Here is a 14,670-nt window from a genome sequence, read left to right as displayed (position 1 = left end):
GCCGAGTCGTCGTTCTACGGTGGAAAAACACAACCACCACTTCAGCCACTTGAGCGATGGGATGAACTCCATCGCCGGCTTCAAGGAGAACGACATGCAGACCACAGACACCCGGCCGCCGCCTCGCCTCGACACGCGCCCCCTTGCCGTGGTAACCGGGGCCTCCTCCGGCATCGGCTTCCAGCTCGCGCTGCTCGCGGCACGCAGGGGCTACGACCTTCTGATCGGCGCCGACGAGCCGCTGTCGCAGGCCGAGACCGAGCTGCGCATGCTCGGGGCCAACGTGTTCTCGGTGCGCGCCGACTTCGCCACCCGCGACGGCGTGGACACGCTGCTGGCCGCCACCGAAGGCCGCCGCGTGGACGCGCTGTTCGCCAATGCCGGGCACGGGCTGGGCCACGGCTTCCTGGACCAGGACTTCCATGACGTGCAGCACGTCATCAACACCAATATCACCGGCACCATCTACCTCGTGCAATGCGTGGGCCGTGGGATGCGCGAAGCGGGCTGGGGCCGCATCCTCATCACCGGTTCCATCGCGGGTTTCCAGCCGGGCAGCTTCCAGGCGGTCTACAACGGCAGCAAGGCCTTCATCGATTCCTTCGCGATGGCGCTGCGCAACGAGCTCAAGGGCACGGGCGTGTCGGTCACCTGCCTGATGCCGGGCGTGACCGACACCCACTTCTTCGCGCGCGCCGACATGCTCGACACGCGCGTCGGCCGGCAGAGCGACAAGGCCGACCCGGCCGAGGTAGCGCGCATCGGTTTCGACGCGATGATGCGCGGCGAAAGCGGCGTGATCGCCGGCTGGCGCAACAAGATGCAGGTGGCGCTGTCGCGCGTGATGCCGGCGCCGCGCCTCGCCGAACAGCACCGGCGGATCGCCGAACCCGGCAGCGGCGAAGTGCACCAGCAGCAACAGCAGCACGCCCGGCCCTTCGTCTGAGCTGACTCCCTTTCCTGCGTGCCCGCACGCAGGGCTTGCGCGGGCGCTGCCGGCCCCGGCTACGATCGGCGACTTTCTTCCGACTTTCTGCCTGAAGCCGACCGGATGCCGCCCAGCCCTCGCCCCGTTGCAGCCAACCACCATCGCCCATGCAAACCGGCATGAGCTTCGGCCTGCTGGCCGGCCTCATGGTCTGCGGCCTCGTGCTGCTGCTGGTGTCCGGCAACGCGCGCATGCATGGCTGGTACGTGCTGGCCTGCGGCTTTGCGCTGGCGGGCTTCGCGGGGCTGGACCGCATCGCACCCGGCAGTTCCCTCGCGCACTGGGCCGCGTCGGCGCTGACGCTGTGGGCCGCCTGCCGGGTGGCGTTCGCGCGGCAGCTGCTGCGGCTGAACCGGCTTGCGCCGCGCCTGGATCGCATCGCGCTCGGGCTGCTCGCCGCGCTGGCCGTGGCGACGATTCATGCCGCCATCGACACCCGCCTGCCCTGGATATTGCGCGTGCTGCAGGCGCTGGTGGCGGCCTCCACCGTGCTCCTCGCGGTTGGCGCGCTGACGGTGCGCCGCCGCATGCCATGGCCCGCATTGCTCTTCTGCGTGGGCGCGGTGCTGATGCTTGCAGGCGTCTCGGCCGCGCATCTCCCCGCCTGGGGCGCGCAGCCGTGGACGCCGGGCCACGCGAGCCTTGCGCAGGCCGCGGTGATCGCCGAACTCGCGCTGCTGGCCCTGGCCGCCGCCGCGCGCATCCGCGATGAAAGGGCGCTGGAGGCACGCGCACAGGCCCTGATGGCCGCTCCCGGCATCGACGCGCTCACCGGCGCCGCCAGCGAAGCCGGCTTCGAGCTGCGCGGCGAGGAATGGCTGCGCGAGGACCGCAGCTTCTCGCTGATGCTGATCGGCCTGAACGGCTTCGACGCCGTGTACGAACGGCATGGGCAGGCGGGCGGCGACGCGGTGCTGGCAGCCATCGCGCAGCGCCTGCGCGAGCAGGTGCGCGCGGACGACATGGTGGCCCGGCTCGGCCCCGACAGCTTCGCGATCCTGCTGGTCGGCATGCCGCCGCGGCAGAAGCTCGCCGAGATGGCGATCCGCATCGAGACAGCCGGCGCGAGGCCGGTGGCCCACGAGGGCCGGCTGCTCGCGGGCGGTGAAATCAGCATGGGCATCGCCTGCCACCCCGGCGACGGCGACACGCTCGCCGGCCTGCTGGAAGCGGCCGAACGCGCGCTGGCGCACTGCAACCGGCAGCGCATGGGGCCTGCCTATGTCTTCGCGAACGAGCTCGGGCGCGCCTCCTGAATAGTTTCTTCGTAACCGCCACGCACCGGCCGGTGCGGAAAGCGAAATCTTCTTGCCGACAGGCACCGCGCGGCGGCCGAGCCTTCACGCCGGCCCCTTATCCTCGGCGGCGACCCAGCGGAAGGAACTGCCCGCGCGCCCGGCAACAAGGCCCGGGGCCGCCGTCTCCGACCGCTCTTCATCGATTCACAGGAGGACGTTTTTTCCATGCGCCGTTTTGAACTGATCGAGGGAACCGCCAGCAAATTCTGGGAGATCGAGCAGGCAGACACCGAGCTCAACATCCGCTGGGGCCGCATCGGCACCGCGGGCCAGAGCCAGACCAAGTCGTTCGCCGACGCCGCCAAGGCGGCAACTGCGCTGACCAAGCTGGTGAATGAGAAGACCGGCAAGGGCTACAGCGAAGTCGGCGTGGCCGCAGACGCGGCCATCGGCAAGACCGAGGCGAAGCCCAAGGCCGAGGCGGCGCCGAAGGCGGAAGCGGCAGCACCAGCAGCGGCGGCAGCGCAGGAGCCGGTGGCGGCAGCCCCCACCGAGAGCATCGACGCGCAGGCCGACCGTGTCTTCGAAGCCGTGCGTGCACAACTGGAGGCCGACCAGCTCAAGCCGACGGATGCCATCTCGGCGGCGGTGCTCAAGCGCCAGCACGGCGTGAGCGAACAGGGTGCGGCGCTCGCGTTCAAGCGGCTGAAGGACCAGGGCCTGCTCTCCGGCTGGGGCACCACCGCCACGCCGGGCAAGCGCGCCAGGGAAATCGCCCGCCAGCTCGCAGCTGCGGCCGCATCCGGCGGCACCGGGGCACCGGCCGCCCTGCCCTCCTCCGATGCGGCAGCCGGAACCGACACCCCGCCCTGGCTGGCCGCCGGCACGCCGGTGCGCTTCACGCCCGAGATGCGGCGCGTGGCCTTCGCATCGCGCCGCTTTCCGCAGCCGGTGGAAAGCCGTGGCGTGACGGCCGCGTGGTTCCTGGCGCAGCGCAAGCTGGAAGGCTCGATCGACCTCGACGGCACCGAAGCGGCGCTGCGCCCCGCGGCGCAGCGCGTGGTCGAGCGCGTGGGCGCGCCGGCCGCCGGCTCGGCGCCCGGCCCCGACACCGAAGCCGACGCGCTGATGCTCGCGCTCGCGCTGAGCACCTCCGGCTACTACGGCGAGAGCGAGCCGGCCGAGGCCATCGTCGACTACCTGGTCGCGCAGTACGGCCTGGCCGATGCCACCGGCGTCATGCTCGACGCGCAGCGCGTACAGGTCGAGACCGACTACAGCCACAGCACCAAGACCCGCAAGAGCCGCTTCACCAGCGCCGTGACCCGCCCGATGAGCAACGGCTGGCGCGGCCCGCTGGGCCAGGGCGAGCAGGCCATGCGGCGCCAGCTGGCCGCGGCCCCGCAGGAGGCCTGGCAGGAAGCCCGCGACCGGATCGAGGCGGCCCTGCCGCAGCTGCACGCGAGCCGCCGGCCGATCATCGCGATGCTGCTGCCCGATGCGCCCGAGATCTCGAACGCGCTGGCGCACTCGCTCGCGGCCGAAAAAGACACGCCCGAGACGCTGCACTGGCTGGCGCTCACCGCCACCGAGCCCGCCGCGATCGCACTGGCCGCGAAGACGCGCGTGGGCTACTCCACCGGCTTCTGGGGCCACGACAACATGGTCGCCACGCTGATCCAGGAACGCGGCATCGATGCGGTCGAAGGGCTGGAGCGTGGCGCGGCCAGCGACGAGGCCGGCGACGGGCTCGCCGCCATCGGCACGCCCGAGGCGGTGCAGGCGCTGGCGCGCGTGGCGGGCAGTTCCAAGGCGGCGCTCGCGCGCCTGGCGCTCTCGGTCGACCGCTGGCCGCAGGCGGCGCTGGTGGCGCTGTCGCGGCTGGTGGCCGCCGGCGGCAAGGACGCCAACCTCGTCACGCCCAGCCTCACGCGCCTGCTGCGCGCGCACGCGGGCTCGATCGACGCCCTGCGGCCCTGGCTCGATGCCGGCGCGCAGGCCGTCATCGACCGCCAGCTCGCGCTGCTGGCCGGCCCCGCCGAAGTGGCCGGCGCCGACGAGCTGCCGGGCGTGCTGGTCGCGCCGCCGTGGCTCGCCAAGGTGCAGAAGAAGGCGGCAGGCGCGCTGGTGCTGGAGCCGCTGGCGCTCGCGCCCGTGGAGCGCTGGGACGAGGCGGCGCGCGCGAACGCGCTGAGCGCCAATTCGTGGCAGAAGAGCCGCCATTCGAGCGCGCAGCAGGACGTGCGCGTGCTGCTCGAGGAGCTGGGCTTCGACCGCAGCAAGCAGCCGCTGCGCGGCCTGAACGAAGCGGCCGTGGCCGCGGTCGCCGCCGGCGATGCCGACGCGCTCATCGCCAGCTGGCGCGCGATGGTGGTCGAGCGCAAGAAGGAGCGCTACTACTGGTTCCGCTTCCAGTCGGACTACGCCGCGATGCTGCCGGCCGCCGTCGGCGTGCCCTTCTGGAACGCGATCGCCGGCGAGGCCGAGGACTACGGCATCGGCCGCATCCTCGCGACGCACGGCCTGGCGGTGCTGCCGGGCCTGCTGTCGATGGTGCGCGCCAAGCCGGGCGAGAACCTGTCCTTCGCGCTCTATTACGGCGCGCCCGAACTCGCGCTGCCCGCCGCGCGCGCCTTCGCCAAGCTCAAGACGCTGCGCGCCACCGGGCGCGAATGGCTGCTGAAGTTCCCGGAGCACGCCGCCTGCGGGCTGATCGCGCCCGCGCTGGGCAAGGCCGGCGAGGCACGCGACTGTGCCGGCTCGGCGCTTCGCCTGCTGCATGCCAACGGCCACGAGGCGCTGCTGCTCGAAGTGGCAGGCCGCTATGGCAGGCCCGAGGTGGTGGAGGCGCTGCGCGCCGTGCTCGACGAGAGCCCGCTCGACCGCTTCCCCACCAAGCGCGCGAAGCTGCCCGAGTTCTGGCAGCCGCGCGGCTGGCGCCGCCCGGTGCTGAAGAACGGCAAGGCGCTGCCCGACGACGCGCTGGAGCACCTGGGCCAGATGCTCACCTTCCCGACCAACGAAGAGGTCTACGCAGGCATCGCCGTGGTCAAGGAAGCCTGCGACGCCGCCTCGCTCGCCGACTTCGCCTGGGACGCCTTCACCGCATGGCTGGAAGCCAGCGGCCCGAGCAAGGAAGGCTGGGCCCTCACCAGCCTGGGCCACCTGGGCAACGACGACACCGCGCGCAGGCTCACGCCCTTCATACGCGCCTGGCCCGGCGAGGCGGCGCACGCGCGCGCCGTCACCGGCCTGGACGTGCTCGCCAACATCGGCAGCGACGTGGCGCTGATGCTGCTCAACGGCATCGCGCAGAAGGTCAAGTTCAAGGGCCTGCAGGACAAGGCGCGCGAGAAGATCGACGCCATCGCCGAGGCGCGCGGCCTGAGCACCGAGGAACTCGAGGACCGGCTCGCGCCCGACCTCGGCCTCGACGAGCAGGGCACCATGCGGCTCGATTTCGGCCCGCGCGCCTTCAAGGTGGGCTTCGACGAGACGCTCAAGCCCTACGTGCGCGAGATCGGCGCCGACGGCGTGGCCGGCGCCCGCCTGCCCGACCTGCCCAAGCCCAAGAAGACCGACGACGCCGAGCTCGGCAAGGAAGCCGTGGAGCGCTTCAAGCTTCTCAAGAAGGACGCGCGCACCATCGCGAGCCAGCAACTGCTGCGCCTCGAGGTCGCGATGTGCACCCGCCGCCGCTGGACGCCCGACGTGTTCCGCACCTTCCTGGTCGAGCATCCGCTGGTGCGCCACCTGGTGCAGCGCCTGATCTGGGGCGTGTACGAAGTGGCCGGCGGCGGCAGCTACGGCGGCACGCTCAAGGCCTGCTTCCGCGTGGCGGAGGATGGCAGCTACACCACGGCCGAGGACGACGCGTTCGAGCTGCCCACCGGCGAGAACATCCGCATCGGCGTGCCGCACGCGCTGGACCTCTCGGCGGCCGACGCAGCCGCCTTCGGCCAGGTGTTCGCCGACTACGAGCTGCTGCAGCCCTTCGCGCAGATCGGCCGCGACGTCTACACGCTCACCGACGAAGAAAAGGGCAGCAACAAGCTCGAACGCTGGAAGAAGGCCAAGGTGCCCACCGGCCGCGTGCTCGGCCTGGTCAACAAAGGCTGGCGCCGCGGCGAGGCGCAGGACGGCGGCGGCATCTGGTACTTCACCAAGCCGCTGGGCACCGACCGCGTGATCGAGCTGTACCTCGACCCGGGCATCATCGTCGGCATGGTCGACGAGTACCCCGAGCAGGAACTCGGCGAAGTGCAGGTCGGCAAGCCTTCGGGCTGGGGCAACATGCAGAACGCGGAGACGCTCGACCGGCTCGATCCGATCTCGGCGAGCGAACTCATTCGTGACATGGAGGGCCTTCGCGCCTGAACGACCAGATGGCCACCGCAAGCAAGACATCCAAAGACACCTCCGCTTCCGCCGCGCTGCAGCGCCCGCCGGCGGAAATCCTCTACGCCGACCAGCTCGCCCGCCTGCGCGCGCAGGACAAGGACCCGCGCCCGCCGGGCTGGGCGCTGAGCCTGAAGGCCGCGCGCTCGTTCATCCTGGGCGACGCGGCGCTCGACATCGCGCCGAAGATCGTCGCGCCCGTGGCCAGCATCGAGCGCATGCTGGTCACGCTGGCCACCGGGCGCGGGCTGATGCTGGTGGGCGAGCCGGGCACGGCGAAGTCGATGCTGTCGGAGCTGCTGGCCACCGCCATCTCGGGCATCTCGACGCTCACCATCCAGGGCGGCGCCTCGATCACCGAGGACCAGATCAAGTACGGCTGGAATTACGCGCTGCTCATCAACGAGGGGCCGAGCCCGCGCGCGATGGTGCCGGCGCCGCTGTACCTGGGCATGCAGCAGGGCCAGGTGGTGCGCTTCGAGGAAATCACGCGCGCGCCGCTGGAGGTGCAGGACTGCCTGCTGGGCATGCTCTCCGACCGCGTGATGGCGGTGCCCGAGCTCTCGGGCGAGCACGGCATGCTGTATGCGCGCGAGGGCTTCAACATCATCGCCACCGCCAACACGCGCGACCGCGGCGTGAACGAGATGAGCGCGGCGCTCAAGCGCCGCTTCGACTTCGAGACCGTGTTCCCCATCCTCGACTTCGACCGCGAACTGGCGCTGGTGCAGGAGTCGTCGGCTCGGCTGCTCGCGCAGAGCGGCATTCCGAAGACGGTGCCCGCGCCCGTGCTGGAGCTGCTGGTGTCCACCTTCCGAGACCTGCGCGGCGCGCCCGCGAAGGGCGACGGCGGCAGCAGCAGCGACGGAGCCATGGACCGGCTCACCGCCGTGATGTCCACCGCCGAGGCGGTGAACGTGGCGCACGCGGTGGGCGTGCGCGCATGGTTCCTCGAACAGCGCGAGGGCTCGCCGGCCGACCTGGTCGACTGCATCGCCGGCACGGTGGTGAAGGACAACGCGGACGACCGCGCGAAGCTGCGGCGCTACTTCGAGCAGAAGGCGGCGAAGCGCAGCGGCACCCACTGGCGCGCGTACTACGAAGCCCGCCACCGCCTGCCCTGATATATGAGCAAACCCCCAGGCTTCGCGCACTTCGTGTCGCTTCGCCAACCCCCTTTCAGGGGGCAACACCTGCGGCCCGGCAAAGCCGGTTCCGCGGTGGACTCGGACTCACCCCCAGGCTTCGCGCACTTCGTGTCGCTTCGCCAGCCCCCTTGCAGGGGGCAACACCTGCGGCCCGGCAAAGCCGGTTCCGCGGTGTTCCGCGCAGGGCCCTCGCTTTCGCCTGGCGCGCCGTGGTAATGGCCATGAATGAATTTCCGCACATCGTGGGCGTGCGCCACCACAGCCCGGCCTGCGCGCGGCTGGTGGCCGAGCGCATCCGCGCGCTGCTCCCCATGTACGTGCTCATCGAAGGCCCGGCCGACTTCAACGAGCGGCTCGACGAGCTCTACCTGCAGCACAGCCCGCCGGTGGCGATCTACAGCTATCTGTCGAGCGACCGCACGCACCGCGGCTCGTGGTCGCCCTTCGCCGAGCACTCGCCCGAGTGGCAGGCGCTGCAGGTGGCGCGCGAGGTCGGATCGACCGTGCGCTTCATCGACCTGCCGGCCTGGCACGACGCCTTCTCGCGCATGGAGAACCGCTATGCCGACGTGGCCGACCACGAGCACGAGGAGCGCGCCGAAGCGTATGAGCGCGCGCTGACCGAGAAGCTCTCGGTGCAGGGCCGCGACGCGCTGTGGGACCACCTGTTCGAGGACGGCTGCAACGTGGCCGAACTCGCGCAGCGCCTTTCCACCTACTTCGACCACCTGCGCGGCCAGGACCCCGGCTCGCAGGGCAACCAGGCGCGCGAGGACATGATGGCGCGCTGGATCGCATGGGCGATGGCGCAGCCGGGCGAACCCGGCCGCGCGCAGGCGCTGGTGGTGTGCGGCGGCTATCACGCGCCGGCGCTCGCGCGGCTGTGGCAGGGCCTTCCCGCTACGCTGCCCGAGACGCCGCAGCCTTCGCCGGAGACCACCGACGAGGATGACGACGAGGCACAACCAGTCCAGCCAGCCAGTCCGCAGGCCCCGCTGCGCTTCGGCTCCTATCTCGTGCCCTACACCTTCAAGCGCCTCGACGCCTTCGCGGGCTATGCCTCGGGCATGCCCTCGCCCGCCTATTACCAGTGGGTGTGGGACCACGGCCCCGAGGGCGCCGCGCACCGCGCGCTGCAGCTGGTGATGCAGCGCCTGCGCGACAAGAAGCTGCCCGCCTCCACCGCCGACCTGATGGCCGTGCACCTGCGCGCCCAAGGGCTCGCGCGGCTGCGCGGACACGACAAGCCACTGCGCTCCGACTGGCTCGACGCGCTGGCCGGCGCGCTGGTCAAGGACGCGCTAGACGCGCCGCTGCCCTGGACCTATCGCGGCAAGATGCGTCCCGGCACCGACCCCGTGCTGGTGCAGGCCATGGACGTGCTGGCCGGCGATACCGTCGGCCGCCTCGCGCCCGGTACGCCGCAGCCGCCGCTGGTGGCCGCCGCGCAGGCCGAGCTCGCGGCGCACGGCATCGCGCTGCGCGGCCAGCTCAAACTCGATCTGCTCACCGAAACCGACCGCGCGAGGAGCCGCGTTCTGCATCGCCTCGCGATCCTGCGGCTGCCCGGCGTGCGGCGCACGCAGGGGCCGAAGCTCGCGATGTCGGGCGAGCGCACCGAGCTGTGGTCGCTCTCGGAGCCGCTGGAGCAGCAGGCGGCGCTGATCGAGGCCGGCGCCTGGGGCGCGAGCCTCCACGATGCGGCGCGCGCCCGGCTCGAGGACGACCTGCGCCAGGCCCAGGGCCGCATCGGCCCGCTGGCCGAGGGCCTCAACCAGGCCGCGTGGGCGGGGCTTTCCGCGCTGAGCGACACGCTGCTGCGCGAGCTGCGCGGCGCGATCGCCGCCGAGCCGCGCTTCGAGGCGCTGGGCCCCGCCCTGTCGGTGCTGCACACGCTGCTGCGCCACGGCCAGATGCTGGGCATGGCCGACGCGCCGGTGCTGCGCGTGGTGATCGAGTCGGGCTTCGACCGCGCGCTGTGGCTGCTGGAGCCGCCTGCGGCCATCGCGCCGGCCGATATGCAGTCGCACCTCGAAGGGCATCTGGCACTGCGCCGCATCGTGGCCGACGTGCTGGCGCATGCGCAGGATCATTCTTCGGACGCCCAGCCACTGCTCGACCTGGAGCCGGCCCGCGCGCTCGCAGTGTGGCAGCGCAAGGCCGCCGACCCCGCCGCTTCCCCCCTGAGCCGAGGCGCTGCGCTGGGAGCGACGCTGAGCCTGGCAGGCCGCACCGACGACCCGCATGCGCAGGGCGAGAGCGGCGCGGCCGAGGCGATGCAGCTGCTGCAGTCGCTGCCCGCGCCGGTGCTCGGCGATGCGCTCACCGGTCTGCTGGCGCTTGCGCGCGAGCAGCTCGCGTCCGAGCCCGCCTTCGTCGCCGGCATGGACCGCACCGTGCAGGCCCTGGACAACGCCGACTTCGTGCGCGCCATGCCCAGCCTGCGCGCCGCCTTCGCCTGGCTGCCGCCGCAGGAGCGCGGCCTGCTCGCCGACCAGGTGCTGGCGCTGCACGACGCCACGCACCTGTCGCGCCGCACCCTCACCGCCCACCGCAGCGGCGAGGCACCGCCCGAGCAACTGGCCGAAGCCCGCCGGGTGGAGGACGCGGTGTTCGCGCGCCTGGCCGCCTGGGGCGTGACGCTGGAAGACGAAGAAGAGAAAGACACCGAGAAAGCGCCCCGCCCATGAGCCTCGACATTCCCGATCCGCTGCAGCGCTGGCGCCTGCTGCTGGGCGATCCGGCCGAATCGGCCTGTGGCGGACTGAGCGCCGAGGCGCAGGCCGCCGACGCCGCGCTCGATTGGCTCTACGGCCGCGACACCGACCGCGAAAGCCGCGGCGAACGCAGCGCGGGCCTGGGCCCGTCGTCGCTGAGCACGCCCGACTGGATCAACACCATCCACACGCTCTTTCCGAAGGAAGTGATCGAGCGGCTGGAGCAGGACGCCGTCGAGCGCTACGGCATCGACGAGGTGGTGACCAACCTCGAAGTGCTGGAGCGCATCGAGCCTTCGGAATCGCTGCTGCGCGCGGTGCTGCACACCAAGCACCTGATGAACCCCGAGGTGCTGGCCGCCGCGCGCAAGCTGGTGGCCGAGGTGGTGCGGCGCATCATGGAAAAGCTCGCCACCGAAGTGCGCCAGGCCTTCAGCGGCAGCCGCGACAGGCGCCGCCGCTCGCGCATGAAGGTGGCGCGCAACTTCGACTTCCGGCAGACGCTGGCCGCCAACCTGCACCGCTACGACCCGCAGCGCCGCAAGCTCTATGTGGAGCGGCCGGTGTTCATCAGCCGCACCAGGCGGCATGCGGAACCATGGGACATCGTGCTGCTGATCGACCAGAGCGGCTCGATGGTCGACTCGGTGATCCACAGCGCGGTGATGGCCGCCTGCCTGTGGCAACTGCCCGGCATGCGCACGCGGCTCGTTGCCTTCGATACGGCGGTGGTCGACCTGACCGCCGACGTCTCCGATCCGGTGGAGTTGCTGATGAAGGTGCAGCTCGGCGGAGGCACCGACATCGCGAAGGCGGTGGCCTACGCGCAGTCGCTGGTCGCCAACCCATCGAAGAGCATCGTGGTGCTGGTGAGCGATTTCTACGAGGGCGGCAGCGAATACGAGCTGGTGCGCCGCGTGAAGGCGCTGGTCGAATCCGGCGCCAAGGTGCTCGGGCTGGCCGCGCTCGACTCGAACGCCGAGCCCAACTACGACCGCGAGATGGCGGCGCGGCTGGTGCGCGAAGGCGCGCAGATCGGCGCGATGACGCCGGGCCAGCTTGCCGGCTGGCTGGCCGAGAAGGTGCAGGGATGAGCGGCGACATCGCATCGAGGGCCGACCTGCTCGAACTCACGCCAGAGGCGCTGACCGCGCTGGCCAACGCCGGCTTCGTCAAGCGCGCGCAGAAGGACGTGGCGGCCGGGCTGCTGCCGAAGATGGAAACCACGGCCGACGGCACGGTGCAGGCGCAGTTCGACGACGGCGTGCGCACCAGCCTGCCGCCGGGGCGCACGCTGCGCGACGCGCAGTGCAGTTGCCCCGCGAGCGGCATGTGCAGGCACCGGGTCATGCTGGTGCTGGCCTATCAGGCGCTTGCGAAGGCGGCGCCCGCGACGGGCGTTGCATCGATCGCGTCCGTCGAAACTTCACCGCCCGAGCCCGACGCCGCCTGGAGCCCCGCGCAGTTCGACGATGCCGCGCTGGCCGCGAGCTTCGCGCCCTCGGTGCTCGACCAGGCCGTCAAGCTCGCCGCCGCGCGTCCCGTGGTCGGCGTGCAGGCCTGGCGCAGCGCGAGCGCGCCGCCGGTGGCGCGCCTGCCGATGTGCAGCGTGCGTTTCTTCTCGCGCAGTTCGCTGGTTCATGCGCGCTGCGACTGCAAGCAGGGCGGCGGCTGCGCGCACGTGGTGATCGCGCTGTGGGCGTTCCGGCAGGCCGGAGCGCTGGAGCCGGGCTCGGCGGAGGTGATGGTCGAGGTGCAGCCGGCCGCGTCGTCTGAAGAGGATTCGGTTGCATCGCCGGCGACCTCCGTGATGCAGGGCAAGACAGCCGTCGCGCTGCGCTCGGGCATCGACGCCCTGCTGCTGTCGCTCTGGCTCGACGGATCGAGCCAACCCGCGATGGCGCTGGCCGCCCGCTTCGAGGCCGTGCGCGAACAGGCACGCACGCTGGGCTGGAGCTGGGTGGACGACGCGCTCGACGAACTCTGGCAGCTCCTGCAGGCGCAACAGGCGCGCAGCAGCCGCTTCGAGCCGCTGCGGCTGCTGCGCGTGACGACCGAGCTGTGGGCGCGGCTGCAGGCGGCGGCGCACGCGGACCATCCGCCGGATGGCTCTTCTGCCCGGCCCGCGCTGCCGGCCAGCCAGATCCTCGGCATCGGTGTGAAAGGCGAAGTCGCGCTCGACCATCTGCGGCTGGTTTCGCTCGGCGCCGAGCTCTGGTCCGACGAGACGGCCGAAGGCGCGAGCATCCTCTTTGCCGACCCCGACACCCAGAACGTGACCGTGCTGGAGCGCCAGTGGTCACGCACGGCGGACGCCGCCGCCGGCGGCGCGCCGCCCAGCCTCATGAACCGGCGCGTCGCAGGCTTTCCGCTGCGGCAGCTGGCGAGCGGACAGGTCATCACCAAGACCGCCACCCGGCGCGCGAACGGGCTGGTAGACATCACCGCCGGCGCCCGGCAGACCGGCGTGCTGCCGCTGTCGCCCAAGTCGTGGGACGACCTCGTCGCGCCGCTGCGGCAGCACAGCGTGGCCGCGCTGGTGGCGCACCTGCGCGAGGCGCAGCCGGATTTCGTGAAGCCCAGGCAGGCCGCGAGCGGCGCTTCGGCCGGCGCATCCGGCCAGTTGCACGTGGTGGCCTTCGAGCGCATGGAAGTAGCATCGTGTCAGTGGGATGCCGCGGCGCAGGTGCTACATGCGCGGCTGGGGCAGGCGCCGGAAACGGAAGATGAGGAGGACACGGCGGCCGACAACGCATCGTGGCTGCACCTGGCGTTGCCGCATCGCTCGGTGACCCCCGGTGCCGTCGACGCCCTGGCCCGCACCCTGGCCGGCGAGCACGGTGCATTGCGCGCGGTGGCGGGCACCGTGCACCTGCAGGGCGACCAGGCTGTCATGCAGCCGCTGACCGTGCTCACCGATCAGCGCGCCGTGGTGCTCCAGGTAGAGACCGCCGCACCGCAGCCGCTGGGCCTGCAAAGCGACATCGAGGAGACGCCCGCGCTGAACGCGCTGGCCGGCGACACGCTGGAACTACTGTCCCTGTGGCTGCGCCAGGGCCTGCGGCACCAGAGCGGCGGCGCACTGTCGCGGGCGCAGGCGCAGGTGCTGCGGCTGAAGCAGGCCGGACTGGGGCGCAGCGCTGCGCTGCTGGGAACGGTGCTCGAGAACGTGCGCTCGGCGCAGCGGCTGGCGCTGGTGGGGCAACTGGCGATGCTGGGGTTGGCTATGCAGGGGGTGGCGCAGTCGGCCCCTGCATGAAAAAAACTGACCCGGGTTCGGGACTCGGAGGTCTTTGCGTGGTACTAAATCACCTCCTTCATCTATTCCGGGCACGGACGACAAAATCCTAGACTCGCAGAGCCCTGATCAATCTTCTCTCCACATCTTGAAAACAAGAACTCGCCTAGCCTCGGGACAGATCCTCGAAACGCCTCGGGCGACATGCAATGGATCACCTTCTATAAGGCAAATTCGTCCAGCTTTCGGCAGCACGGCAGCGTGAATATCGTGCCGCTCGTTGAAGATCACCGTCTCCCCTGCCCATTCAAGCCTCCATTGGTTATTGCAGTACAAGATTGCGGTCACATGCCTTGATCGCAGTTCTTCACGTGGCGAATCATGATGGGGGTGTCCCTCGGTACCGAAACTGTTTGCGGTGTACTCGCATTCATATAGCCGCACAGTACCTGGCACGATTTTCTGTACCGAACGCCAAACGTGCTGTACCGCTTCCAGATTTGAGGGCAATGCCTCGAGCTCTGGCTCAGCGTCACCCTGGTAACGATCATTGACCGTAACCAAAGGGTAGTACCAATACATGTCGAGCGGGTGCGCCTCCGGATCGCGCTCCGTCCGTTTCAGAAAATACATCGGAACCCACGCCAAGGCCTGCGAAAGGCTTGTCAGTGTGTCATCCGCGATCTCGCCGTCATGAACGCTCACCGACACTCCTGCGTCCCCACAAGCGTTCTCCGCGCCGATATCACGTTGCATCGTGAACAGCTCGGAGAACGATTGCACGGCCATTACAGCCATCCTCGACTGAATTCAGGGAGCGGAACAACCGTCGCCTCCGCCACTTGAGGAAAGCGGCTCCCCAATGCGATGCGGCAGGCGCTTGCTGAACGTAGCCTGCCACGCCGGTTGCGTTTGCTTCAACTGTTGCGTTGCCTGATCTTTG

8 protein-coding genes are annotated in these 14,670 nt (G+C 70.7%); 7 read left to right on the top strand and 1 reads right to left on the bottom strand.

Annotated elements, in window-relative coordinates:
* The first annotated feature begins 94 nt into the window (after positions 1–94).
* From ABL838_RS06680 to ABL838_RS06650, 7 genes are all read left to right on the top strand, one after another.
* Positions 95–946 carry an SDR family NAD(P)-dependent oxidoreductase gene (locus ABL838_RS06680; RefSeq protein ID WP_418120443.1) on the top strand — a complete coding sequence of 284 codons (852 nt, stop codon included), beginning with the start codon at positions 95–97 and terminating at the stop codon, positions 944–946.
* A 149-nt stretch (positions 947–1,095) separates the two neighbouring features.
* A complete protein-coding gene (locus ABL838_RS06675) occupies positions 1,096–2,244 on the top strand; it encodes a diguanylate cyclase domain-containing protein (protein ID WP_418124777.1) in 1,149 nt (382 codons plus the stop codon).
* A gap of 207 nt (positions 2,245–2,451) precedes the next feature.
* A complete protein-coding gene (locus ABL838_RS06670; RefSeq protein ID WP_418124776.1) occupies positions 2,452–6,603 on the top strand; it encodes a DUF4132 domain-containing protein in 4,152 nt (1,383 codons plus the stop codon).
* An 8-nt stretch (positions 6,604–6,611) separates the two neighbouring features.
* Complete coding sequence (locus ABL838_RS06665) at positions 6,612–7,748, top strand: ATP-binding protein (protein ID WP_418124775.1); 1,137 nt, start codon at positions 6,612–6,614, stop codon at positions 7,746–7,748.
* A 245-nt stretch (positions 7,749–7,993) separates the two neighbouring features.
* Positions 7,994–10,462: a DUF5682 family protein gene (locus ABL838_RS06660; protein ID WP_418124774.1), complete on the top strand. Its 2,469-nt coding sequence runs from the start codon at positions 7,994–7,996 to the stop codon at positions 10,460–10,462.
* Positions 10,459–11,583 (top strand): VWA domain-containing protein, encoded by a 1,125-nt coding sequence (locus tag ABL838_RS06655; RefSeq protein WP_126023031.1) that lies wholly within the window; start codon positions 10,459–10,461, stop codon positions 11,581–11,583. The genes ABL838_RS06660 and ABL838_RS06655 overlap by 4 nt, the downstream gene beginning before the upstream one ends.
* Positions 11,580–13,748 carry an SWIM zinc finger family protein gene (locus ABL838_RS06650; protein WP_418124772.1) on the top strand — a complete coding sequence of 723 codons (2,169 nt, stop codon included), beginning with the start codon at positions 11,580–11,582 and terminating at the stop codon, positions 13,746–13,748. The genes ABL838_RS06655 and ABL838_RS06650 overlap by 4 nt, the downstream gene beginning before the upstream one ends.
* 108 nt (positions 13,749–13,856) lie before the next feature.
* On the opposite strand, the gene ABL838_RS06645 is transcribed toward ABL838_RS06650, so the two are convergent.
* Positions 13,857–14,516 carry a 2OG-Fe(II) oxygenase gene (locus tag ABL838_RS06645; RefSeq protein ID WP_418124771.1) on the bottom strand — a complete coding sequence of 220 codons (660 nt, stop codon included), beginning with the start codon at positions 14,514–14,516 and terminating at the stop codon, positions 13,857–13,859.
* Positions 14,517–14,670: the final 154 nt, after the last annotated feature.

It is taken from the genome of Variovorax sp. 160MFSha2.1, assembly GCF_048305075.1.
GTDB lineage: Bacteria > Pseudomonadota > Gammaproteobacteria > Burkholderiales > Burkholderiaceae_C > Variovorax > Variovorax guangxiensis.
This window is presented reverse-complemented; position numbering and strand designations above follow the sequence as displayed.